Annotated in this window: 23 protein-coding genes and 1 tRNA gene; 12 read left to right on the top strand and 12 right to left on the bottom strand. The window is 70.9% G+C overall.

Translation table 11 applies throughout. The features are described 5' to 3' along the window. The first annotated feature begins 205 nt into the window (after window positions 1-205). Window positions 206-1,057, top strand: coding sequence for an SDR family oxidoreductase (locus C470_RS13850; protein ID WP_008368018.1), 852 nt, complete (start codon window positions 206-208; stop codon window positions 1,055-1,057). A gap of 34 nt (window positions 1,058-1,091) precedes the next feature. On the opposite strand, the gene thiE is transcribed toward C470_RS13850, so the two are convergent. Then, the gene (gene thiE, locus C470_RS13845) at window positions 1,092-1,724 is read right to left on the bottom strand and encodes a thiamine phosphate synthase (RefSeq protein WP_008368016.1); all 633 of its coding nucleotides are present in this window, start codon (window positions 1,722-1,724) and stop codon (window positions 1,092-1,094) included. Between the two features lie 113 nt (window positions 1,725-1,837). Here thiE and C470_RS13840 point away from each other — a divergent pair, with 113 nt between their 5' ends. After that, complete coding sequence (locus tag C470_RS13840; protein ID WP_008368014.1) at window positions 1,838-3,289, top strand: MATE family efflux transporter; 1,452 nt, start codon at window positions 1,838-1,840, stop codon at window positions 3,287-3,289. A 3-nt stretch (window positions 3,290-3,292) separates the two neighbouring features. Here C470_RS13840 and C470_RS13835 read toward each other — a convergent pair whose 3' ends face one another. Together C470_RS13835 and cofG are read right to left on the bottom strand one after the other, a co-directional pair. Further along, window positions 3,293-4,153: a mechanosensitive ion channel family protein gene (locus tag C470_RS13835; protein WP_004598991.1), complete on the bottom strand. Its 861-nt coding sequence runs from the start codon at window positions 4,151-4,153 to the stop codon at window positions 3,293-3,295. Between the two features lie 95 nt (window positions 4,154-4,248). Then, on the bottom strand, window positions 4,249-5,412 hold the full coding sequence (gene cofG / locus C470_RS13830) for a 7,8-didemethyl-8-hydroxy-5-deazariboflavin synthase subunit CofG (RefSeq protein WP_008368011.1): 1,164 nt from the start codon (window positions 5,410-5,412) through the stop codon (window positions 4,249-4,251). A gap of 191 nt (window positions 5,413-5,603) precedes the next feature. On the opposite strand from cofG, the gene C470_RS13825 reads away from it, so the two are divergent. Continuing rightward, entirely contained in the window at window positions 5,604-5,999 is a 396-nt protein-coding gene (locus C470_RS13825) for a hypothetical protein (RefSeq protein WP_007997106.1), read from the top strand. 63 nt (window positions 6,000-6,062) lie between these two features. Here the strand turns inward: C470_RS13825 and cofC are convergent, their stop codons facing one another. The 5 genes from cofC to C470_RS13800 all read right to left on the bottom strand — a co-directional run bounded on the left by cofC (window position 6,063) and on the right by C470_RS13800 (window position 11,346). Continuing rightward, window positions 6,063-6,710 (bottom strand): 2-phospho-L-lactate guanylyltransferase, encoded by a 648-nt coding sequence (gene cofC, locus C470_RS13820; protein WP_008368009.1) that lies wholly within the window; start codon window positions 6,708-6,710, stop codon window positions 6,063-6,065. A gap of 18 nt (window positions 6,711-6,728) precedes the next feature. After that, on the bottom strand, window positions 6,729-7,907 hold the full coding sequence (locus tag C470_RS13815; protein ID WP_193365843.1) for a tubulin/FtsZ family protein: 1,179 nt from the start codon (window positions 7,905-7,907) through the stop codon (window positions 6,729-6,731). Window positions 7,908-8,016: 109 nt separating this feature from the next. Then, a complete protein-coding gene (locus C470_RS13810; RefSeq protein WP_008368005.1) occupies window positions 8,017-8,913 on the bottom strand; it encodes a complex I NDUFA9 subunit family protein in 897 nt (298 codons plus the stop codon). Between the two features lie 98 nt (window positions 8,914-9,011). Continuing rightward, the gene (locus tag C470_RS13805) at window positions 9,012-9,881 is read right to left on the bottom strand and encodes a universal stress protein (protein ID WP_008368003.1); all 870 of its coding nucleotides are present in this window, start codon (window positions 9,879-9,881) and stop codon (window positions 9,012-9,014) included. Between the two features lie 94 nt (window positions 9,882-9,975). After that, a complete protein-coding gene (locus tag C470_RS13800; protein WP_008368002.1) occupies window positions 9,976-11,346 on the bottom strand; it encodes a hemolysin family protein in 1,371 nt (456 codons plus the stop codon). 168 nt (window positions 11,347-11,514) lie between these two features. Between C470_RS13800 and tmk the strand changes: the two genes are divergently transcribed. Next, the gene (gene tmk, locus C470_RS13795) at window positions 11,515-12,108 is read left to right on the top strand and encodes a dTMP kinase (RefSeq protein WP_004598979.1); all 594 of its coding nucleotides are present in this window, start codon (window positions 11,515-11,517) and stop codon (window positions 12,106-12,108) included. A 61-nt stretch (window positions 12,109-12,169) separates the two neighbouring features. Here the strand turns inward: tmk and C470_RS13790 are convergent, their stop codons facing one another. Next, window positions 12,170-12,493, bottom strand: a complete 324-nt coding sequence (locus C470_RS13790) for a hypothetical protein (protein WP_004598978.1) — start codon at window positions 12,491-12,493, stop codon at window positions 12,170-12,172. 99 nt (window positions 12,494-12,592) lie between these two features. Then, the gene (locus C470_RS13785) at window positions 12,593-13,144 is read right to left on the bottom strand and encodes a DUF5813 family protein (protein ID WP_004598977.1); all 552 of its coding nucleotides are present in this window, start codon (window positions 13,142-13,144) and stop codon (window positions 12,593-12,595) included. 156 nt (window positions 13,145-13,300) lie between these two features. Between C470_RS13785 and C470_RS13780 the strand changes: the two genes are divergently transcribed. After that, entirely contained in the window at window positions 13,301-14,614 is a 1,314-nt protein-coding gene (locus C470_RS13780) for a carboxylate--amine ligase (protein ID WP_008367999.1), read from the top strand. 33 nt (window positions 14,615-14,647) lie between these two features. Here C470_RS13780 and C470_RS13775 read toward each other — a convergent pair whose 3' ends face one another. Continuing rightward, window positions 14,648-15,904 carry an MFS transporter gene (locus C470_RS13775; RefSeq protein WP_008367997.1) on the bottom strand — a complete coding sequence of 419 codons (1,257 nt, stop codon included), beginning with the start codon at window positions 15,902-15,904 and terminating at the stop codon, window positions 14,648-14,650. Between the two features lie 162 nt (window positions 15,905-16,066). On the opposite strand from C470_RS13775, the gene pyrF reads away from it, so the two are divergent. After that, window positions 16,067-16,897, top strand: coding sequence for an orotidine-5'-phosphate decarboxylase (gene pyrF / locus C470_RS13770; protein ID WP_008367994.1), 831 nt, complete (start codon window positions 16,067-16,069; stop codon window positions 16,895-16,897). Between the two features lie 42 nt (window positions 16,898-16,939). On the opposite strand, the gene C470_RS16185 is transcribed toward pyrF, so the two are convergent. Then, entirely contained in the window at window positions 16,940-17,080 is a 141-nt protein-coding gene (locus C470_RS16185; protein ID WP_008367993.1) for a hypothetical protein, read from the bottom strand. A 50-nt stretch (window positions 17,081-17,130) separates the two neighbouring features. Here C470_RS16185 and trmY point away from each other — a divergent pair, with 50 nt between their 5' ends. The 6 genes from trmY to C470_RS13740 all read left to right on the top strand — a co-directional run bounded on the left by trmY (window position 17,131) and on the right by C470_RS13740 (window position 22,033). After that, window positions 17,131-17,745, top strand: coding sequence for a tRNA (pseudouridine(54)-N(1))-methyltransferase TrmY (gene trmY, locus C470_RS13765; RefSeq protein ID WP_008367991.1), 615 nt, complete (start codon window positions 17,131-17,133; stop codon window positions 17,743-17,745). 11 nt (window positions 17,746-17,756) lie between these two features. Next, complete coding sequence (locus C470_RS13760; protein ID WP_008367989.1) at window positions 17,757-18,173, top strand: CHY zinc finger protein; 417 nt, start codon at window positions 17,757-17,759, stop codon at window positions 18,171-18,173. A 395-nt stretch (window positions 18,174-18,568) separates the two neighbouring features. Beyond that, window positions 18,569-18,641, top strand: a tRNA-Pro gene (locus tag C470_RS13755). Between the two features lie 278 nt (window positions 18,642-18,919). Continuing rightward, window positions 18,920-20,368 (top strand): sensor histidine kinase, encoded by a 1,449-nt coding sequence (locus tag C470_RS13750; protein WP_008367987.1) that lies wholly within the window; start codon window positions 18,920-18,922, stop codon window positions 20,366-20,368. 105 nt (window positions 20,369-20,473) lie between these two features. Continuing rightward, window positions 20,474-21,244: a DUF429 domain-containing protein gene (locus C470_RS13745; protein WP_008367985.1), complete on the top strand. Its 771-nt coding sequence runs from the start codon at window positions 20,474-20,476 to the stop codon at window positions 21,242-21,244. An 87-nt stretch (window positions 21,245-21,331) separates the two neighbouring features. Then, the gene (locus C470_RS13740) at window positions 21,332-22,033 is read left to right on the top strand and encodes a TVP38/TMEM64 family protein (RefSeq protein WP_004598968.1); all 702 of its coding nucleotides are present in this window, start codon (window positions 21,332-21,334) and stop codon (window positions 22,031-22,033) included. The last annotated feature ends 8 nt before the right edge of the window (window positions 22,034-22,041 follow it).

The raw sequence follows: 22,041 nt of genomic DNA, 5'->3' as shown, positions 1-22,041 counted from the left end.
CAGCCTCGTCGGTCGCCGTCGCTTCGCTCAGCGACCGACTCCCTCGCGCGTGCTGGCTCGCGGCCTTCGGCCGCTCGCAGGCACGCGCCACCGCGGTTGTTATTTATAAATAAATGTCGCCGCCGCTCGTCGGTATTTAAATACCACATCGTCGATTCCGCGCTCGACCACCGAGAATTATCCCGCGGTCGGTCGAAGGTGGGGTATGCCACTCGCGGACCCCGACCTCTCGGGCTCGACGGCGTTCATCACCGGAACGACTCGCGGCATCGGCAAGCAGCTAGCGCTCGCGCTCGCCGACCACGGGTGTAACATCGTCTCGACGGGCAAGACGACGGACGACGACGACTCCGAGCTGGCGGGATCGATCGAGCAGACGGCTCGCGAAGTGCGCGAGCGCGGGCCCGAGGCGCTCGCGCTCGAACTCGACCTCCGCGACGAGGACCGGGTCGACGAAGTCGTCGAGGAGGCGATCGATCGCTTCGGCGAGGTCGACATCGTCATCAACAACGCGAGCGCGATCCAGCTGGCGAACGTCGCCGACCTGCCGGCCGACCGCTTCGACCTCCTGACCGACGTGAACGTCCGCGGGACGCACCTCGTCGCGCACGCCTTCGCCGACCACCTCGCGGACCTCGACGAGGCGTGGCTGCTGACGAACGCCCCGCCGGTCACGACCGACCGCTCGCCGGGCAAGGCGCCGTACGCGTGGTCGAAGCTCGGGATGTCGTTCGTCACGCTCTCGCTCGCCGAGGAGCTGGCGAGCGACGACGTCGGCTGCAACACCTTCTGGCCGGTGACGACGATTGACACCCGCGCGACGCGCTACTTCGGGCTCGGCACCGAGGACGACTGGCGCACCCCCGAGATCGTCTCCGACGCCGTCCTCGAAATCCTCGCGCGCGACCCGGCGGAGTGTACGGGCGAGAGCTTCTACGACGAGGACCTACTCCGCGAGGCTGGCGTCACCGACTTCTCGGAGTACAACCTCACCGAGGGCGACCCGGCGCCGATGTCGGCGCGGCTGTTCGCACCCGAGTTCGAACGCGAGTGGTGAACGAGCCGGACGGGTCGGTCCGGCCGCGTTCGCCTCAGTCCGTCACCGCCTCCCGGATCGCCGCGGTCGCCGCCGCCGGGTCCTCGGCGGCCGTGATCGCCGACAGGACCGCGACGCCGGTCGCGCCCGCCGCAACCACCGGCACCGCGTTCCCCGCGTCGATGCCGCCGATCCCGATCACCGGAATCTCGACCGCGTCGGCGACCGCGGCGATCCGCTCGACGCCGATCCCGTCGCGGTCGCCGGAGACGTCCTTCGAGTCGGTGCCGTAGACGGCGCCGACGCCGAGGTAGTCCGCGCCCGCCGCCTGGGCCGCCTCCGCCTGCTCGACCGTCGAGGCGGAGACGCCGACGACGGCCTCCTCGCCCAGCTGTTCGCGGGCGACCGCGACCGGGAGGTCCGACTGGCCGAGGTGGACGCCGTCGGCGTCGACCGCGGCGGCGAGGTCGATCCGGTCGTTCACCACGAGCGGGACGCCCGCCTCGGCGGTCAGCTCGCGGAGCCGAAGCCCCGTCTCGTAGCGCTCCCGCGCACTCGCCGCTTTGTCGCGGAGCTGGACGACGTCAACGCCACCGTCCAGCGCGGCCGCGACCACCTCCGGCGTCGTGCGCCCCGCGGAGCGGCTCGTCGCCGTGACGAGATACGTCTGCCACCCGCCGATATTCATGCGTGGTACAAGCGGATAGTCAGGTGAAAACGGTTGCGCTCCGCGGACGGGCGAGCCCGGGGACGCGGGTCGGACGGACAGACACAAGCCCGCCCGGTCCGTACCGCGGTCCAATGTTATCCCGGCTCCGGAACGGCGCCGCCCGCGTCGGCGAGGCGGTCGCGGGCGCGCTCGACCGGGCCGGCGTCATCGACCGATCGCGGCTCGACGAGACGATGGGACTCGCGTGGCCCCGGATCGTGACGGGGTTCGCGATCATGTCGAAGAACACCGTCGACCTCGCCGTGATCGGGTACGCGCTCGGCGTCTCGGCGGTCGCCGGGCTCGGGTACGCCTTCGCGTTCTGGCAGCTCGCGAAGTTCGTCTCCATCGGACTCGCGGGCGGCACCGTCTCGCTCGTCTCGCAGAACTACGGCGGCGACGAGAGCGAGCGGGCGGGATTGGTCGTCAAGCAGTCGCTGCTCGTGGCCGCGCTGCTCGTCGCGCCGATCGTCGCGGGCTACGTCCTCGGCGCGGAGCGGCTGATCGGCCTCGTCGGCGGCGACGGGGCGGCGCTGTCCGCGGGGACGACCTACCTCGTCGTGACGGCGCCAGCGCTCGCCTTCGAGTTCTTCAACATGATCGCCAGCCGGACGTACGCCGGCGTCGGCGACACCCGCACCCCGATGGTCGCGCGCGCCGGCGGCGCGATACTGAACGTCGTCCTCACGACGTGGCTCGTCCTCGGCGCGGGACTGGGCGTGTTCGGCGCGGGGCTCGGCACCGCGGTCTCCATCGCCGCCGTCGGGCTCGTCCTCGCGTGGGGGATGTCCGGCCGGTCCTACTTCGGTCGCGGCGCCTCGCCCGTCCCGGTCGGGGTCTCCGGGCCGTGGCTCGACGCGGGGCTCACCCGACAGCTGCTCCGCGTGTCCGCACCGCTCATCGCGCGGCGGGTTGCCGAGGGTGTCGTCGTCTTCCCCCTCCTCTGGATCGCGTCGTCGTTCGGCTCCGCGACGGTCGCCGCCCTGGAGGTCGGCCGCCGCGTCAGGGCCCTGCTCGGCTCGTTCAGCTGGGGGTTCTCGATCGCCGCGAGCACGCTCGTCGGCCAGCGGCTCGGCGCGGGCGAGGAGTCGCTCGCGACCGCGTACGGCCGCGACGTGATCGCCCTGTCCGCGGTCGTCTACGTCCTCGCGTCTGCCGCGGTGATCCTCGCCGCCGCGCCGATCGCCGGCGTGTTCGTCGACGACCCGGCCGCGGTGAGCGCGACGGCGGCGTTTGTCGTCGCCGCCGCGGTCTCGGCGGTCCCGCTCGGCGTCGACGGCTCGATCACGGGGTCGCTGCGCGGCGCGGGCGACACGCGGTGGCCCTTCGTCGCGTCGATGATCGGGCTGTACGCGTTCGCGCTCCCGGTCGCGCTGGTCGGGCTCGTCACGCCGCTCGGCGTCGGCGGCCTCTACGCGGCGCTGGTGGCGGAGAAGCTCGTGCCGGCCGGACTGAACGGCTACCGGTTCCGCTCGAACCGCTGGCAGGCGGTCAGCCGGCAGTACCGGCCCGACGCGGGCGACGCGGAGGAAGAGGTCGGGTGAGGCCTACTCGTCGGCGGCGACGTCCTCGATCACTTCGACGCTCCCGGTGAGCTGCCGGTGGACGTACGGCATGTCGATGCCGGCGTCGTCGAACGCCTCCTTCACCGCGGTGACGTACTCGGAGCGCACGCGGACGAAGTCGCCGCGGTCGGGGTCGGCGATCCACCAGCGCGACTGGAGCCCGACGGCCGAGTCGCCGAGCTCGACGAGCCGGACCGAGACGCCGGGGTCGTCGAGGATCTCCTCGTGGGCCTCGGCCTTCTCGACGATGATGTCGGTCGCCGTCTCGATGTCGTCGTCGTACCCGATCCCGAAGACGAACTTCTGTCGGAGCGTGTCGTAGGCGACGGGGTTCGTCACCGCGCTGTTCGCGAGGTCGCCGTTCGGCACCGTCACCAGCTCGTTGTCGAACGTCCGGACCCGCGAGACGCGAAGGTCGATCTCCTCGACGCGACCGGAGTTGCCGCCCCACTCGATCCAGTCGCCGACCGCGAACGGCTTGTCCTTGAGGATGAACACGCCGGCGACGAAGTTCCCGAGGAGGTCCTGCGCGGCGAAGCCGACCGCGAGCGCGATGGCGCCGCCGAACACCGCGAACGCCGAGAGGAAGCTCCCGTAGCCGGCCACGGCGAAGCCGATCGCGATCGCGGCCACCCAGATGACGGCGTTGAGGACGTTCGTCCCGAGGCTCAACACGGCCTCGTCGAACCCGCGCGACCTGACGACCCGCCGGAGCCCGGGAATCAGGACGAGTCTTCCGAGCAACAACACGGCGAGGAAGCCGGCGACGAACCGGAGCGCCGTGGTCGCGAGCGCCGCCACGTCGACCGCGTTCGTGATCGCGTCGAACTGTAAGGGAGCCATCAGAGACCCTTTCACGAGACTATATAAAGAAGCTACTGGCAGCGCGGTTGTTTACGTCCGGCGCGAGGCGTCGATCGCCCCGAAGCGGCGGCGCGTCAGTCGCTCCGAACCGCGAGCGGCCCGTCGCCGCGCGCGACCGCTCGCAGCCGGCGCCCGTGGACGTCGTCCGCGACGATCCGTTCTCGGACCGTCGGCGGGATCCACGCCTCGCGACCGTCGGGCTCCGGGGCGGGGTCGACGCCCGCGGGCCGGATCTCGTCAGGGAGGAACCGCGCGTACGTCGGGAGGCGCTCGCGGAGGGGGACGCCGCCGGCGTCCGCCACCGCTTCGAGCTCCCCGTGGTCTGGCCACTCGTACGCCGGGTTGATGTAGTCGTCCGTCACCGGCGAGACGCCGCCGAGGTCGTCGATCCCGCAGTCGACGAGGTCCGCCGCCGGCGAGAGGTTCGGCGGCACCTGAACCGACACCTCGGGCGGGAGCGCCGCGCGGGCCATCGCCACGACTCGGCGCATCGTCGCGAGGTCGGGCTTCGGGAAGTCGGAGCGCTCGTTGGGGACGACGTTCTGCACGATGACCTCCTGGACGTGACCGTGTCGCTCGTGGAGCTCGCGGATCGCGAGCAGGCTCTCGGCGCGGTCGCGCCAGTCCTCCCCGATCCCGACCAAGATTCCGGTGGTGAACGGGACGCCCTGCCGACCCGCCGCGCGGATCGTATTGAGCCGCTGGCCGGGCGTCTTCCGGCGGCCACCGCTGTGCGCGTCGACGTCGGCGGTCGTCTCCAGCATGACGCCCATCGACGCGTTCACCTCGCGGAGGTCGGCGAACTGGCCCTCGGTCAGGTCGCCGGGGTTCGAGTGGGGGAGCAGCCCCTCCTCCAAGGCGATCTCGCAGGCCCGGTAGAGGTAGTCGTGGACCGAGTCGAACCCCCACTCCGCGAGCGTCTCGTGGACCTCGGTGTACCGCTCGTCGGGGGCGTCGCCGAAGGTGAAAAGCGCCTCCGTACAGCCCGCGTCGGCGCCGACGCGGCACTGCTCGCGCACCTCCTCGGGCGACAGGAGCGACGCCTCCCCGGGAACGTCGTAGTAAGTGCAGTACGTACAGGTGTACCGGCACGCCGTCGTGAGCGGGATGAAGACGTTGCGCGCGAAGGTGAGCCGGTCGGCGGCGTCGACGTCGGTCGGGCGGACCGAGAGCAGCCGCTCGACCGCCCGCTCGTCGACCGTCACGTCGACGTCGTACTCGTCGGCTCCGGCGAACACGGCCGTCACTCGCGGTCGGCGTTTAAAAAGAATCGCGGTTGCGGATCCCTCGACGACACCGGATCCGGTTACGCCGCGGCCGGCCGACACGGGTCGGACAACAGAGCCGGCCTCCGCGCGAGAGGGGACGCGCGGTTCGGGTCGGAAGCGAGCCGAAAAGCCGATAACCCGCGTCTCTCGACGATGAAGCCATGCCCTCCCGACGATCCGCGCTTCGGGCAGCCGGTGCCGCCGCGGCCGGCGCCTTCGCCGGCTGTTCGCGGCTCCGCTCGCGCGGCGCTCGAATCGACGTGACCGTGTTCAACCAGACGGACGCACCCTACACCGTCGAAGTAGCGTTCTACGGCGACGACGGTGCGACGGAGGCCGCGGCGAGAGCGTTCAGTTCGTCGTTCGACGTCGGGCCCGACGGGGAGGCGACGGCCGAGGGAGTCGTCGACGCGGGACGGTATCTCGTCCGCTATCGCGCGTACGAAGAGAACTCGACGCTGACCGACGAGGGTCACGTTCACTTCGTCCCGTCGGGGGACGAGACGGAGGCCCTTCCCTTCGACATCCAAGAAACGGGCGAGTTGACTCGGCGGTGACCTCACTGTCGCGTCACTGACCGCGGACGGGGCGGGAGGCGCGCGGCGCGGTTCGGCGGCGCCTCACTCTCGAACCGCCGCCACGCGCCCCTCTTCCGCGTCGAGCGCGAAGCCGGCCTCGCGGAGCCACGCCGCGGCCCGTCCCTCGCCGTGGATCAGCACCTCCGCGAGGTCGGCCGGCTCGTCGACGTCGGTGCCGAGCCGATGGGAGTCGACCGTCCTGAACGCCGCGTCGATTTCGCTCGCGATCTCGCGGTGGTCGAGGTACGACGCGCCGTGGTAGTCGACCCAAAAGTCCGGGTGCGAGGCCACGAACGCGTTCGTGCCGCCGCCGCGGCCCGGCGCCACGGCCACGTCCGCGTCGCGGCCGGCCTCGAACAGGCGGTCGAGCGCGGCCGGCGTCGCGAGCGCGAGGTCGGCCATCACGACGGCGACCGGCTCAACTGCTCCTCCGCGTTCGCTGTCCGCTCCCAGCCGCGCGTCCAGCGCCGCGTTCACCGCGTCCGTCAGTGGGCGGTCGTCGACGGTGACCGGCGAGTCGACGTCGACCGGGTCGGTGGCGAGGACGCGCGGCTCGCCGCCGGCGGCCGCGACCGCGTCGAGTACGTCGTCGAGCATCGCCCGCGCGAACGCCGCCCGCTCGTCTGCCGAGAGGACGTCCGAGAGTCGGGACTTCGGGCGGTCGGTCGAAAAGGGGACGATGACCTCCATCGCAGCGGACGGCGGGCCCTAGAACAGGGATTCCAGCTCGTCGCTGTCGTCGCTGACGAGCTCGTCGAGGTTCTCGTCGCTCTCCTCGCGGATCTCGTCGAGGTTGTCCTGCGCCTCGATGGCGACCTGCTGGAGCTCCTTGATCCGCGGGACGTTCGTGACGCCCGCGAGCAGGATGACGGTCGCGACGAAGCCGGCGCCGCGGTACGGGTAGTCCCCGCCCCGGACCTCCATCGAGCCGGTCTGCTCTTCGAGCCACTTCCGCCCGCGCTCGATACCCTTCCGGTTGAGGTACTCCGGCGGGCCAGCGAGCACGAGGAGCGCGCGCTCGGCGCCCTCGATCTCGCAGGGGAGCGTGAGCCGGCCGAGCGCCGCCTTGCGCACGAGGCTGGTGATCCGGTTCGTGGTGTGGGCGCTGTCGAGCTCCTCGTCGTCGCCGTCGTCGCGCAGCCGCGAGAGCAGGCCGCCCGAGGAGCGCTCCTCGACCTCCTCCTCCGCGTAGCCGACCGTGGAGACGCCGCCGCCGGAGAGCGTGTTGATGATCTCCGAGGAGTCGACGACGCTCTCGGCGACCTCCTGGCCCTGCTGGATCTCGCCGGCGCCGAAGAGGATGCCGAACCGACGGACGATCTCCTCGTTGATCTCCTCGTAGCCGCCCTGGACGGACTCGCCCGTCTTCCGCCAGGCGTCGTTGTCGAACACCATCAGGTTGTCCACCTCGCGGACGAACGTCTGGAACGAACGGGCCGCGTTGAGGGTGTAGATGCCCCCTTCGTCGCTGCCCGGCAGGATGCCGAGCCCGTAGACCGGCTCGGTGTAGATCCGCTTGAGGTGTTTCGCGAGCACCGGCGCGCCGCCGGAGCCCGTCCCGCCGCCGAGCCCGGCGACGACGAGGAAGGCGTCGACCTCGTGGACCGGGATCGAGTCGATCGCCCCCTGGACCTCGTCGATGTCCTCCTCGGCGATCTCCGCGCCCAGTTCGTTGTCAGCGCCGACGCCGTGGCCCTTCACGCGCGACTGGCCGATGAGGACGCGCTGGTCCTCGGCGATGTGTTCGAGCCCCATGAGGTCCGCCTTCGCCGTGTTGACGGCCGCTGCGGCCCGAACGATCTCGGAGCCCGTCCGCTTATCGTACTCCAAGAACTTGTCGACGACTTTGCCCCCCGCCTGTCCGAATCCGATCATTGCGAGTTTCATCGTGTGCTCCCTCCGCGTTTGAACTGAACAGAACGCGATCTCGTATATAAGCCTTCGGTTGCGGTTACCAGCGTTGAGATTAGGACAGTTGACACGTTCGTTCTCCGGCTCATCGGATCCCGAGGTGTTCGCCGAGCGTGGTCAGTTCGGCCGTGTCGACGCCGAACGCGCCGACGTCGTTGTCGGCGGTCGTGTTGTCGAACTTCAGCGAGCGGTACTGGTCCGCGCCCATCGGGAACCCGGGGACCGCGCCGAGGACCGAGAGGCCTATCTTCGCGAGCGGCATCGGGAGCGGGACGATGGTGACGCCCTTCTTTTCCGCCTCGTAGACGAGGTCCGTCACCTGCCGGAGCGTGAGCACCTCCGGCCCGCCGACCTCGTACGTCTCGCCGGCGTGCTCGCCGTCGGTCACCGCGGCGGCGATCATCGGCACGAGGTCCTCGACGTGGATCGGCTGGAACCGTGTCTTCCCGCCGCCCGGAAGCGGGTACAGCGGGACGCCCGGCGCGAACATCCCCTTCAGCCGCTTGGTGAACGAGACGAACTCCCCGCCCTCGCCGAAGACGACCGAGGGGCGGAATATCGTCCAGTCGAGGCCGCTCTCGCGGACGATCTCCTCGGCCTCGCCCTTCGCGCGGATGTAGGCGGTGTCGCCGTTCGGGTCCGCGCCGAGCGCGCTCAGCTGGACGAAGCCGTCGACCCCGCCGTCCTCGGCCGCGCGGACGAGGTTCTCGGTCCCGCCGCGGTGGATCCGGTCGTGCATCCGGTTGCCGCCGTCCGGTTCGAACAGCGGCGAGAGCGCGACGAGGTTCACGACCGCGTCGTGGCCGTCGACGGCCGACGCGATGGAGTCGTAGTCGGTCACGTCGCCGGTGACGCCCGTCACGCCCTCCGGCGCCTCCTCGGGCGATCGCGAGAGCGCGGTCACCGCGTGGCCGTCGTCCGCGAGCGCGCGACAGAGGTACGACCCGATGAACCCGGTCCCGCCGGCTACCAACACTTTCATGCGAGTCTTATCGCGTGGAAGCCCCGTAAACCTACCGCGGCGTCAGACGCTCCGGAAATTCGACGCATCGGCGGCTGACGTTGACGGGAACGGCCGGACTACTCCTCCTCCTCCTCGGGAACCGGGACCGTCAGCACCGGGACGGGAGCAGTCCGGAGGGTGCGCTCGGCGACGCTCCCCAGCAGGTACCGCCCCACGCCGGTCCGGCCGTGCGTCCCCATCGCCACGAGGTCGACGCCGGGGTCGTCGACGTACGCCCGGATCCCGCGCGCGGCCGAGGAGGCGACCTCGACGGCGCCGACCGCCTCCAGCCCGGCAGCCTCGACGCGTTCGACGCCCTCGGCGACCGCGTCGTCGGCGTACTCCGAGAGGACGTCCACCTCGACGTGGTCCCCGATACCGATCCCGCCGGTGTCGACGACCGAGAGGACGTGGACCGTCGCGCCCGCCCGCTCCGCGATCGGGAGCGCGCGGTCGAGCGCGGCGGTCGCGGCAGGGCTCCCGTCGGTCGGCACCAGGACGTCCTCGTACGGATACGGGACGGTCTCGTCGCCCGGGCGGAGCGCCAGCACCGGTACGGGCGACTGCCGGACGACGCGCTCGGTCGTGCTGCCGACGAGGTGTTCGACCCCCTGCCGCCCGCGCGTCGACATCGCGACGAGGTCGGCGTCGAGCTCCTCGGCGTACGAGGCGACCGTCTCGGGCACGCCCCCCTGCCGGACGGCCGTCTCCGCGTCGACGCCGCGGTCGGCGGCGCGGGCCGCCGCCTCCTCGACGATCGACTCGCCCTCCCGTTCCAGCACGTCGACCACGTCGCCGCCGATCCGGGTCACGCTGTCGCGGGTCGTGTCCGCGACGTGGAGGAGCTGAACCGTCGCGCCGTGGTCGGCGGCGATCGCCAGCACGTGCTCGAGGGCCGCCGCGGCCGCGTCGCTGCCGTCGGTGGGGACGCAGATCCGGTCGTACATACGCCCCCGGTCGCGCCCGCGGGTGAAAAACGCTCGCGTCGTCGCGCCGGCGGGGTCGCCCGCTCCCGTTCACGGCCGAACTCGCTCGGCGCCGTTACGCCGCGTCCCCATTGGGCGAACCCTCACCGTCGCCGTCGTCCGCCGACTCCGAGGGATCGTCGCGCCGCGTGACGCGTACCGTCGAGATGCGCGCGCCGTCGACCGCGGTGACCTCGAAGGCGTACGCCTCGGTCTCCGCGACGTCGCCGACCTCCGGGGACCGCCCGATGCGGTCGAGGACGAACCCGCCGAGCGTCTCGTAGCCGTCGCCGCTGAGGTCGGTGCCGAGCGCGTCGTTGACGTCGAGGAGCGCGACCGAGCCGTCGGCCTCGTGCGTCCGGTCGCCGGTCCGCCGGATCGTGTGCCGGCCGTCGGCCACGTCGAACTCGTCCCGGAGGTCGCCGACGAGCGCCTCGGCGACGTCCTCGACCGTGGCGATCCCCTCGAAGGCGCCCCACTCGTCGATCACCGCCGCCATCTGCCGGCGCTCGTCGCGGAACTGGACGAGGAGGTCGCTCGCGCTCGTCGTCTCCGGGACGACGAGGATCTCTCGGGCGAGGTCGCTCGCGGTCGCGCTGTCGTCGCCCGTCTCGGTCACGCGCAGCACGTCCTTCACGTCCACGAAGCCGACGACGCGGTCGGCGTCGTCGTTCTCGACGACCGGGTACCGGGTGTGGCCCGCCTCGAGGACCGTCTCGCGGATCGCCGAGAGCGACGCGTCCGCGGGCAGCGAGACGACGTCCGGGCGGGGGACCATCAGCTCGCGGGCCGCGGTGTCGTCGAGCTCGAAGACGCCCTCGATCATGGCGACCTCGGACTCGTCGACGTGGCCGGCCTCCCCCGCGCGGGCCAGCACGCGCCGTATCTCCCGCTCTTCGAGCGTCTCGTCGCTCTCCGAGGCGGGCGGTACGCCGATCAGGCTCGTGAACGCGTTCGCGGTGCCGTTGAACACCGCGATGCCGGGCGAGAAGATCAGGTACGAGAGCTTCATCGGCGGCGCGAGCAGAAGCGAGATCCGCTCGGCCTGCGCGATGGCGATCGTCTTCGGCGCGAGTTCGCCGAAGACGACGTGGAGGAAGGTGATGAAGGAGAACCCGATCGCGAACGCGACGAGGTGGACCAGCCCCTCGGGCAGGAGCGGGCCGAGGACGGGCTCGATGAGCGCCGCGACGGCTGGCTCGCCGATCCACCCCAGTCCGAGCGACGCGAGCGTGATCCCGAGCTGCGTCGCCGCGAGGTAGTCGTCGAGGTTGGTCATCACCTCCTGGAGCGTCTCCGCGCCCGCCTTCCCGTCCTCGACCAGCTGGTCGACCGAGGTGGCCCGTATCCTGACGAACGCGAACTCCGAGGCGACGAAGAAGCCGTTCAGGACGACCAACACGAGGGCGGCCGCCACCCGCGAGAGCGAGACGGCGATCGCTACCATCCGTCTCCCCCGAGCGCGCGTGGTGCTGACGAGTCGTCGACCATGCCGGCCGTTCGGGGAGGGGTCACTAAAAAGGGCCGTCGGGCGGACCCGCGCTCGGACCGAGGGGGGCTCGGACGCACGGACCGGACCCGCGCCGTTTATTCCTCGCCACGGCGGAACGCCACCATGCTGATCACGCTGGAGGGGCTCGACGGCAGCGGTAAGACGACGGTCTGGGAGGCGCTCCAGGACGTGTACCCCGACGCGACGTTCACCCGCGAACCCACCGACAGCTGGTACGGCGAGGCGGTGGGGCGCTCGATGGGCGACCCGGACGCCGACCCGCTCGCGGAGCTGTTCTTGTACACCGCCGACCACGCGAACCACCTCTCGGAGACGGTGCGGCCGGCGCTCGCCGACGGCGACCTGGTGATCTCCGACCGCTACTCGGACTCGCGGTTCGCCTATCAGGGGGCGACGCTCGCGCGCGCCGACGCCGGAATCGAGCGACCGGTGGAGTACGTCCGCGGGATCCACGCCGCGTTTTCCCGCCCGCCGGACGCGACGATCTACCTCGATCTGGACCCGAAGACCGCGGCCGAGCGCGCCGGCCGGACCGACAAGTTCGAGCGCGACGGCTACCTCGCGGCCGTGCGCGACAACTACGAGCGCCTGATCGACGCCGACCCCGGACGGTTCCACCGCGTCGACGCCACGCGCGCGCCGGAGGACGTGGTGGCGCGGGTCGAGGAGGTCGTGGCCGGATTGGTCGACCGCTGAAGCCGTCTCGTTCGAGCGTTCTCAGCGGTATCCGGAGTTCTCAGCGCGAGTCCGAGGGCTCTCAGCGCGTGTCCGGCAGCTCGTACTCGTCGGGCGACGGGACGTAGAGGTAGTCGATCGCGACGCCGAGCGCCAGCGGGAGCGCGACGAGCAGCGCCAGCAGGATGGTCGAGCTCCCGACGTTGATCCCGGTCCCGACGCCGAGCGCGCCCGTGAACACGAGCGTCGAGACGAGCAACAGCAGGGGAGTCAACACGAGGGTGTACACGACCGACCCCCACGACGTCGAGAGCTGAATCCGGAAGAAACGGGTCGCGACACCGGCGAGGAACGTGTGGAACGCCACCAAGGCGAGGAGGCTGCCGAACCCGAACAGCGCGAGCATGGTCGCCGTACGGACCGCCGACACTTCCCCCTATCGGCCGCAGCCCGGCCGCCGCCCCGTCGGCCCGGCCGGCCCTCCCGCTGACCGGCCCGCGGTCCCTCAGACCGGCCCGCCGCCGCCCTGCTGGCGCGCGGCCGAGAGCAGGTCCGAGACGGGCGCCGTGTACTCGTAGCCGGGGATGACGCCCTGAACGTACGTCCCCTCGACGAAGTCGATCAGCGCGCCCGCGTCGTCGACCCCGCGCCGCTCGTTGATGTCGGCGAGCTCGTAGATGACCGCGATCTCGTCGCCCTCGCGCTCGACGACGGGATCGAACTCCCGCCGTTTCCGGGTGACGCCGCCGACGTCGACCGCGCGGCGCTCGAACGTGTCGGCCCAGCCGTCCTCGACCACGTCGGCGACCTCGTCGGCGGTGACAGCCGACAGCGTCGGCACGCGGACGGCGACCGTGAACTCGACTCTCCCCTCTTCGGCCGGCTCGGCGCGGACGCGCCCGTCGAACGCGGTCGTCGTCGAGACCCAGCCGTCGCCGTCGCGCTCGAAGGAGCCGTGGTCCGCGAACGCCCGCCGGACCCGGTCGGGGAGTTCGTCGGTCGGCCCGTCGCCCTCGCCGTCGGCGTTCTCGGCGTCGTCGCCCTCGGTTTCGCGCATACCGATCCGGAGGCGACGCGCCCTGAAAAGCCGCTCGCGTCGCCCGCGCGGGTCCCGCCCTCGGCGTCGTGGCGGACCTCGTCGCCCGCGTCACCGATACGGGCACAGCGAGCCGGTACGTCGGTCCCTTTTGTGCGTCGACCGCCGAGACCGGGTATGGCAGACACCTTTCGGTCCACGGAGGGACTGATCGACGCGCTCGCGGACGCCGAGTTCGAGCGGCCGCCGGCGCTCGTCAGCAACGCGCACATCACCGGGCTCGGCGTCGCTCGCGCGCTCGACGCCCACGACGTGCCAGTGATCGCGCTCGACCGGGCCAGCGGCGACGCCGGCGACGGGGGCGCCGAGAACGGGACGGTCACCCACGACGGGCTCGCGCCGCCGTCGGACGCGGTCGACTTCGCCGGCGCGGTGACGTACCCGCTCGACGACCTCGACGGGTTCCGCGAGGACGTGGAGGCGATCGTCGACGCCGCGGGCACCGAGGCGGTCGCGTTCGGCTGTATGGACGAGTGGGCGCTGTCGTACGCCGAGGCCGACCCCGACGGCGTGCGGCTCCCCTTCGCCGGCAGCGACACGCTCGACGACGTGTTGAACAAGTCGGAGCTGTACGCGACCTGCGAGCGGCTCGGCGTCCCCTACCCGGAGACGTACCGCTTGGCCGAGACCGCAGCCGCGGGGACGCGCGAGGCGGACGCGACGGTCGACGAGGCCGCGGCGGCGCTCGGCTTCCCGCTCGTGGTGAAGCCGGAGCTCAAGCGCGACTTCGAGGAGGCGTTCGGTACCAACGTGATCGAGGTCGCGGACCGCGAGGAGTTCGCCGACGTCGTCGCGGCCGCGAGCGAGGAGGGGATCGCCGTGATGGCCCAGCGGCGCGTCGACATCGCGACCGGCCGCGACCACTCGCTGGCGTCGTACGTGCCCCCGTCCGGGCGCGACGACGCGCTCGCGGTCGTCGGCAACGCCGCGGTGCGGTACCCGCGCAACTTCGGCACGTCCTGTCTCGTGGAGACCGCGGACGAGCCCGCGATCGAGGAGCGCGCGCTCGCCGTCCTCGACGACGCCGGCTACCACGGGATCAGCGAGTCCGAGTTCGTCTACGACGAGGCCCGCGAGGAGTTCCTGCTGCTCGACGTCAACACCCGGCCGTGGAAGTGGATCTCGCTGCCGGTCGCCGCGGGCGCGAACCTCCCGATGGCGGCGTACGCCGCGGCGACGGACGCGACTTACGAGTCCGACGGGATCGAGCCGACGCGGTGGGTGTACCTCCGCGACTACCTCTCGCTGCTCGCGGGCGACGACGCGTTCTGGGACCAGCTGTCGGCCGCCGACTGGCGCCGGCTCGTCTCCGGCGCGTTCGAGCGCGAGGGGACCCTGACGACCGGCGTCTACCGCCCCTCCGACCCGGGACCGGCCGCGAAGCTGTTCGAGACGGAGTTCGTCGACCGCGAGTACTACTGCTCCTGTTAGGTCGCCGGCGTTTCGCACGGACTGGGCCGCCGATCACGCCCGGTCGTCGTTCGGAGCGTCGACCGCGTCGTCGCCGACGGGGACCTCCCAGAGCAGGATGGCCGTCGCCCCGACGACGAGGATGGCGCCGCCAACGCCCAGCGCAAACAGCGGGGAGACGGCGTCGGAGAGGAGGCCGCTGCCGAGCTGGAACGGGACGACCGCGAGACCGCTGACCATCGCCATCGCGCTCAAGACGGTGGCTCGGCCGAGCGACTCGACCCGGTCGTTGATGTACTGTCCGGCGAACGACCGGGTGACGTCCGACACCCCGCGGATCAGGAGGAACGTCGGGAGCGCGAGCACCGGGACGAAGTACATCCCGATCAGCGCGCCGCCGACGGCGAACGGCAGGAGGAGGAACCACGTCCGCAGTCCGATCCGTTCCCTGATAGCACCCGTGTAGTAGGTGAGCACCGCGCCGACGAGGCTGTACGCCGCGTAGAACCACCCCAACAGCGATTCGACCCGCGGCTGCCGGATCCCGAGGTCGAGAACGACGGTCTCGAAGATCGGCTGGAGAAAGACGAACACGAGGTACGTGACCGCGGCGTACAGGACGTAGTAGTACAGCAGGAACGACCGCAAGCGACGGCGCGAGAGGACGTCTTTCACGATGCCGACCGTCCGGCGGAGGCTCAGGTCGCCCGTATCGGTCTGCCTGTACGTCTCGGCTTCGTCGAGCGTGAGCAGTACCGGGACCCCGAGGCTCGTCACGCCCGCCGCGACGAACCACGGGTACGAGAGGTCGACGCTTCCGAGATACCCGCCGAGGATCGCCGCGACGGCGCCGACGGCCAGCGCCGCCGACTCCCCGCGGCCCCGGACGCGGGCGAACTCGTCCTCCGAGAGGTCGTCGGTGAGCGTGTCGTAGAGCCACGCGTCCTCGCTTCCGGAGCGGAAGTTGTACCCCAGCGACCAGCAGACGTAGAGGACGGCCAGTTGGAGGAACGAACTCGATAAACCGATACCGAGGAGCGTCAGCGAGATGAGCCCGGTCCCGATGAGGAGGCTGTTGCGACGCCCAACACGGTCGCCGACGTAGCCGGTCGGGATCTCGCCGAACAGCGTCGTCAGGTTGTACAGCGCCTCCAGGACGGCGATCTGTGTGAAGGAGATGTCCTGCGCCAGGAAGAAGAGGTACATGATCGGCCGGTAGAACTCGACCGCCTTCGTCGCCTTGTAGGCGTAGTACTTCAGGATCGGTCCGGAGAGCGACTCCCGAAGGCCACCGCCCGAGCTACCGGCCATGCGTGTGGTGAGAGATGAGGGGCCGAGGGGAGTATCCTGTTATTACGGGATCCCCCGATCGGCACATACGTCGGACCGTCCGGTACGTTCGACCGACGAACACCCCGGTCGCGGGCGACCGCGGAACACAACGGTTAGTGGGCCCCCCGCCGCAGGGCGCGTATGGGCTTCTTCGAGACGCTCGCGGACCGGATCGACGCGGTCGACAGCGTCGTCTCGGTCGGGCTCGACCCCGACCCGAACCGGCTCCCCGAGACCGTGACCGACGCCGACCTCCCGCGGTGGGCGTTCAACCGACGGATCATCGACGCGACCCACGAGCACGCCGCCTGCTACAAGCCGAACGCCGCCTTCTACGAGGACCCCGACGGCTGGCGCGCGCTCCGCGAGACCGCCGCGTACGCGGAGGGGAAGGGCGTCCCCGTCCTGCTCGACGCGAAGCGCGGCGACATCGGGAACACCGCGCGGCGGTACGCCGAGGTCCTCGACCACGTCGACGCGATCACCGTGAACCCGTACCTCGGACGCGACTCGCTCCAGCCGTTCCTCGACCGCGCGGACAAGGGCGTGTTCGCGCTCTGTCGCACCTCGAACCCGGGCGGCGCCGACCTCCAGGACCTCGAACTCGCCTCGGGTGAGCCTCTCTACGAGCGCGTCGCCGCGCTCGCGGACACCTGGAATGCGAACGGCAACGTCGGCCTCGTCGTGGGCGCGACGACGCCCGACGAGCTGGAGACGGTCCGCGAGATCGTCCCCGAGATCCCCTTCCTCGTGCCCGGCGTCGGCGCGCAGGGGGGCGACGCCGAGGCCGCGGTCCAACACGGGCTCGCGAAGCGCCCCGGTCTCCCGGTCGACGTGGGGCTCGTGAACTCCTCGCGGGGGATCATCTTCGCCGGCGAGGAGTCGAGCCGCCCCGGCGACGAGGCGACGTACTTCGGCGCCGCGGGCGACGCGGCGAAGCGGCTCACAAAGCGGCTGAACCGGCACCGGTAGGTCGCGGACGGCGCGACCGTTCGGCCGAGCGTCCGGGTCAAGCTACCCGCGCCCGGCGGCGCACCCGGAACAGGCGCGGGCCCGCTCGTCCCAGTGGTCGTCGCAGACGGCGCGCCCGCAGCGGTCGCAAGTGCGGGTCGCGGTGGCCGCCTCGCAGATCTGACACAGTCCGGTGAGACTCACGGCGGCGGTAGGGTCGCACGCCTTATGAGGGTCGGGGGCGAGCCCCGGATATGCGCCAGTTCGTCGTCATCGGCCGCGACGTGCCCACCGATCCCGACGCGATATCGCTGTCGGACATCCCGGGGGCCGGGCGGCTCGATCTGCTCTGTCGGTGCGTGAGCGCGGGCGTCTTCCTCTCGCACGGGATCCGCGAGGCGGTCCGGGTCCACCTCGTCGTCGCCGACGAGTTCACCGTCACCTTCGATTCTGACACGCTCCGCCACCTCCACCCGGACGAGCGCAACGTCGCCGCGCGGATCCGCGACTCGCTCGCCGCGCGGGACGACGCGATCGGCCACATGCCCGCCGACGTCTCTCCGGGCGTCGAACTCCGCCGGATGGGGCTCGACGCGACGCTCGACCGGCTCGTCGGCGGGGACGGCCGCGGTCCGGACGGGACGCTCGTCCAGCTCCACGAGGAGGGCGCCCCGCTGGGCGACGCCGAGCCGCCGACGGACCCCGTATTCGTGCTCTCGGACCACCACGACTTCGCCGAGCCGGAGGCGGACGCGATCGCGGACCGCGCGGAGCGGCGGCTGCGAGTCGGCCCCGAACCCCTCCACGCGGACCACACCGTTACCGTCGTCCACAACTGGCTCGACACCGACGGGTACGCGAGTTACTGACCCCGAGCGCGATGCCGACAGATACCGCCGACCGCGAGACGACGACCGCGCCCGACACCGACCCGCGCTTCGACGTCCCGCTGCGCGGCGTCTCCGTCGACCCCGAGACGCGCTGCGCGCACTGGGACGCCCCCGTCGACGTGGTCGCGCTCCGGTTCGGCTGCTGTGAGACGTACTACCCCTGCGACGCCTGTCACGACGCGGCCGCCGACCACGAGGCGGTCCCGTGGCCCCGCGACCGCTTCGACGAGCCGGCGGTCCTGTGCGGCGCCTGCGGGACGACGCTCACGGCCCGCGAATACCTCGCGGCCGACGACGACGCCTGCCCCGCGTGCGGCGCCGCGTTCAACCCCGGCTGTCGGAAGCACCGCGACCGATACTTCGAGATGGAGGGGACAGTCGACGGAGATGGCGACGACGATTTATAACTGATGACGCGGCAGCGGTGGCGCGTGCCTGCGAGCGCACGACGGGCGCGAGTCAGCACGCGCGAGGGAGTCGGGCGCGACGAGGGCGACCGAAGGGAGCCCGCAGGACGCGCCTGACGAGGCTGGGGAGGCGTGAGGTGCGGTTGCGGTGCGGGGCGGGACTCGAAGGGGCAGTCGCGAGGACGAAGACGCGCGACGTAAGGACCGCAGGGAGCGAGTGAAACGAGCGACTGAGGACCGCAACGAGCGCATCGAGTCCTCGCGACTGGGGCTTCGTGGTACCCGCGTCTGGCGTCGATGAACTGGATATTCTATCGACTCCTCGCCCCTCCGGTCCGTCTTGATCGCCCCCCTTTCGGAAGGATTAAAAGAACGAGCGGCCTTCTGTCGAGTGCGGGCCGGTGGGGTAGCTTGGTATCCTTCGGCCTTCGGGTGGCCGTAACCACGATTCAAATTCGTGCCGGCCCACTTCTCCCGCATTTTCCGCCGACTACAGACGCGTACCTACCTTCGGTGAAGCCGCGGTGTTCCGCCGCGGATGTCACCCGACCACCGCGTTCCGAGACGTGCGTTTCCCGGGCGCAGCGGGGAGGCCGAAACGGCGGAAATCGCGGTCGCGTCGCCGGCGATCTGAAGTGTAAGATATTCTGGACGAGCGGCCGATCAGCTCCCCCATCGACTTCTCGAAACGAGACACTACAGCCAGATATTTTTCCGTTTAGAACCCCTCTTGATCGGTAGTTGGAATGTCGATCGATAACCCGAATGAAGCCGCCACTGCGTCGATCGAAGTCTTACATGTCGACGACGATCCCGCGTTTCTCGACCTGACCAAATCCTTCATCCAGCGGGAGCTCGGCGACGTGGAAATAACCACGGTGGCCAGTCCGGACGCGGTGCTCGACACGCTCGACGAGCGGTCCGTCCACTGCGTCGTGAGCGACTACGAGATGCCCGGGACGGACGGGCTCGAACTGCTCGACGCCGTCCGCGATCACTACGCCGACCTCCCCTTCATCCTCTACACGGGGAAGGGCAGCGAGGAGATCGCGGCGCAGGCGATCAACGCCGGCGTGACCGGGTACCTCCAGAAGGGCGGCCCCGACCAACACCGCCGCCTGGCCAACCGGGTCAAGCACGCCGCGACGGAGTACCGCGCCCAGATCGAGTCGGAGCGGTACTCGACGGTCCTCCGGGCGCTCGACTATCCGATCTACGTCGTGAACGCCGAGGCGGAGTTCGAGTACGTCAACGAGGCGTTCCTCGACCTCGTCGGCTACGACAGGGAGGCGATCATCGGCAGCCCGCCGGGCAAGATCAAGTCCGACGAGGGTGTCCAGCGGGCGAACGACATGCTCGCGACGATCGTCTCCAGCGCGGGGCCGGAGACGCAGCAGTTCCGGGTGGACATCCACACGAAAGACGGCGAGACGGTGCCGTGTTACGACCACATGGCCGCGCTCCCGTTCGACGACGAGTTCCGCGGGTCCGTGGGGATCCTCCGTGACGCGACGCGCGAACAGCGGCAGCGCGAGGAGCTGATCAGACAGAACAAGCGGCTCGACGAGTTCACGTCGATCGTGTCGCACGACCTCCGGACGCCGCTCCAGAACGCGAAGACGGCGGCGGAGATGGCTCGCTCTGAGGGCGAGGCGACGCACTTCGAGGCCCTCGAACGGGAACACGAGCGGATGGAGCAGATGATCGACGAGCTGCTCACGCTCGCGAAGGAGGGCGAGTCGGTGTCCGAGCCGGAGCCGGTCGACGTCGGCGCGCTCGCAGCGGAGGCCTGGAAACCGTTCGGCTGTCCGGCCGACACGCTCGACGTGGCGGACGACGAGATAACCGTCTCCGGCGACCGCTCCCGGATCCGGCGGCTCCTCGAGAATCTCTTCCGCAACGTCGACGACCACTGCGGGTCGCCCGTGACCGTGACGATCGGGGCGTCCGCCGACGGGTTCTACGTCGCCGACGACGGACCGGGGCTCGACGAGACGGACTGCGAGAGCGTGTTCGAAGCGGGGTACACGACCGCCACGGACGGGACCGGGTTCGGGCTGACTATCGTCGAGCGCATCGCCGACGCCCACGGGTGGGACATCTCGGTCGGCGACAGCGCGAGCGGCGGCGTCCGGTTCGACGTGACCGTCGACCCGGCGGTTCCCGTGACGGACGACGTACCCGTCTCGCCGTAGCGCGCCGCGTCGCGGCTTCGACCGCGCCTCGCAGGGCCCTATGCCCCGAGCGATCGGTCCGCGGACCGGACCGATTGAATAGGCACGGGAACGAGCGATCGATCGATGACACCCGACACCGTCGCGGGCGTCGACTGGGCGGGCGGCGCGTGGCTCGCGGTCGTGTTCGAGGGCGACGAACCGGAGCCGCGCCTCGAACGCGACCTCGAAGCGCTGTGGAACGACGGCGTCGACCGGATGCTGGTCGACGTGCCGATCGGCCTCCCCCACGACGCGGAGACGCTGGCGGCCCGCGAGGCCGTCGACTCGGCCGCGCGGTCGGCCGCCGAGCGTCCGAGCAGCGTGTTTCCCGTCCCGTCGCGGAACGCGTGCGAGGCCGCGACGGACGGGGCCAACTACGAGACGGTGAACGAGCGGAACCGCGCCGACCTCGACAAGGGGCTCAGCCGGCAGTCGTACCACATCGCGCCGGCGGTCGGCGAGGTCGACGCGTTCCTCCGCGAGGACGAGGCCGCGCGAGAGCGGATTCTGGAGGCGCACCCCGAGGTGTGCTTCCGCGGACTCAACGGCAGCCCGCTCGAACACTCGAAAACCGGCGCGCCGGGCGTCGGCGAGCGACTGGGCGCGCTCGACGGCCACCTCGACGATCCGAACGCGGCGCTCGGCCGGGTCTGTCGGGTGCTCTCCGAGGCGCAGAGCGACGTCGCGGTCGGCGCTGACCCGACCGTCGACGACGCGGTCGACGCGCTCGGGCTGGCGGCCGTCGCCCGCCGTCCGCTCGACGAGCTCCGGTTCCTGCCGGAGGGCGCGGACTACCGCGACGGCGAGGGGATTCCGATGCGGATGGCGTACTGGAGCGCGGAGCGGCTGGATTGAGACGCCTCCTCGCCCCGCGTCCGTCTCGGGACGGTCGATCCCGGCGTTGGTAAGCTTCAAGACCCTCTGTCACCCGCTACGATACGAATGAAACTCTTCTCCTCGCGGGCGGACCGCCGGCGGGGGATCGCGGCCGTGGTCGGCGTCGCGGTCCTCGCGGTCGGGCTCTACGTCCTCGTGAGCCGCTACGCGGGCTTCATCACCGACGCCGAGGCCCTCCGGACGTGGCTCGACCAGTTCGGTATCTTCGCCCCCATCGTGTTCATCGGCATCCAGGCCCTCCAGGTCATCGTCGCCCCGATCCCGGGACAGGTCGTCGCCCTCGTCGCGGGCTACCTCTTCGGCTCGTTCTGGGGTACGGTGTACAGCCTCACCGGCGTCCTCATCGGCAGCGCGGTCGCCTTCTCGCTGTCGAAACGCTACGGTCGCTCCTTCGTCGAGAACGTCATCCACGAGGACGTGATCGAGCGGTTCGACGGGTTCGTCGACACCGTGGGAATTCCCGGGCTGTTCGCGTTCGTCATCATCCCCGGGCTCCCCGACGACGCCATCTGCTTTTTGAGCGGCCTCACCAAGTGGTCGCTCCCCACCTTCATCGGCGTCATCGCCGTCGGCCGCCTCCCGGCGTACGTGTTGACGGTGTACGCTGGCGGCGAGCTCGCGAGCGGCCGGTTCCTCTCCGCGATGGCGCTCGTCGCGCTCGTCGTGGCCGCGTCCGCGGTCGGCTACTACAAACAGGAGGCAGTCCGCGACCTCGTCGAGCGCGTCGAGCCGCGGCTCCCGTTCTGAGGGACTCG

This window comes from Halorubrum distributum JCM 13561 (assembly GCF_000337395.1).
GTDB classification, from domain to species: Archaea; Halobacteriota; Halobacteria; order Halobacteriales; family Haloferacaceae; genus Halorubrum; species Halorubrum distributum.
Note: the sequence above shows the minus strand (reverse complement) of the source record. Positions and strands in the feature narration are given on the sequence as shown.

Bases quoted from the DNA above. Each gene is read 5' to 3' on its own strand.
- pyrF (WP_008367994.1), top strand. From the start codon at position 16,067: ATGGGCTTCTTCGAGACGCTCGCGGACCGGATCGACGCGGTCGACAGC.
- C470_RS13760 (WP_008367989.1), top strand. From the start codon at position 17,757: ATGCCGACAGATACCGCCGACCGCGAGACGACGACCGCGCCCGACACC.
- C470_RS13805 (WP_008368003.1), bottom strand. From the start codon at position 9,881: ATGTACGACCGGATCTGCGTCCCCACCGACGGCAGCGACGCGGCCGCG.
- C470_RS13750 (WP_008367987.1), top strand. From the start codon at position 18,920: ATGTCGATCGATAACCCGAATGAAGCCGCCACTGCGTCGATCGAAGTC.
- C470_RS13810 (WP_008368005.1), bottom strand. From the start codon at position 8,913: ATGAAAGTGTTGGTAGCCGGCGGGACCGGGTTCATCGGGTCGTACCTC.
- C470_RS13780 (WP_008367999.1), top strand. From the start codon at position 13,301: ATGGCAGACACCTTTCGGTCCACGGAGGGACTGATCGACGCGCTCGCG.
- C470_RS13790 (WP_004598978.1), bottom strand. From the start codon at position 12,493: ATGCTCGCGCTGTTCGGGTTCGGCAGCCTCCTCGCCTTGGTGGCGTTC.
- C470_RS13745 (WP_008367985.1), top strand. From the start codon at position 20,474: ATGACACCCGACACCGTCGCGGGCGTCGACTGGGCGGGCGGCGCGTGG.
- C470_RS13775 (WP_008367997.1), bottom strand. From the start codon at position 15,904: ATGGCCGGTAGCTCGGGCGGTGGCCTTCGGGAGTCGCTCTCCGGACCG.
- C470_RS13740 (WP_004598968.1), top strand. From the start codon at position 21,332: ATGAAACTCTTCTCCTCGCGGGCGGACCGCCGGCGGGGGATCGCGGCC.
- C470_RS13840 (WP_008368014.1), top strand. From the start codon at position 1,838: ATGTTATCCCGGCTCCGGAACGGCGCCGCCCGCGTCGGCGAGGCGGTC.
- C470_RS13785 (WP_004598977.1), bottom strand. From the start codon at position 13,144: ATGCGCGAAACCGAGGGCGACGACGCCGAGAACGCCGACGGCGAGGGC.
- C470_RS13825 (WP_007997106.1), top strand. From the start codon at position 5,604: ATGCCCTCCCGACGATCCGCGCTTCGGGCAGCCGGTGCCGCCGCGGCC.
- trmY (WP_008367991.1), top strand. From the start codon at position 17,131: ATGCGCCAGTTCGTCGTCATCGGCCGCGACGTGCCCACCGATCCCGAC.
- C470_RS13815 (WP_193365843.1), bottom strand. From the start codon at position 7,907: ATGAAACTCGCAATGATCGGATTCGGACAGGCGGGGGGCAAAGTCGTC.
- cofC (WP_008368009.1), bottom strand. From the start codon at position 6,710: ATGGAGGTCATCGTCCCCTTTTCGACCGACCGCCCGAAGTCCCGACTC.
- C470_RS13850 (WP_008368018.1), top strand. From the start codon at position 206: ATGCCACTCGCGGACCCCGACCTCTCGGGCTCGACGGCGTTCATCACC.
- C470_RS13835 (WP_004598991.1), bottom strand. From the start codon at position 4,153: ATGGCTCCCTTACAGTTCGACGCGATCACGAACGCGGTCGACGTGGCG.
- thiE (WP_008368016.1), bottom strand. From the start codon at position 1,724: ATGAATATCGGCGGGTGGCAGACGTATCTCGTCACGGCGACGAGCCGC.
- tmk (WP_004598979.1), top strand. From the start codon at position 11,515: ATGCTGATCACGCTGGAGGGGCTCGACGGCAGCGGTAAGACGACGGTC.
- C470_RS13800 (WP_008368002.1), bottom strand. From the start codon at position 11,346: ATGGTAGCGATCGCCGTCTCGCTCTCGCGGGTGGCGGCCGCCCTCGTG.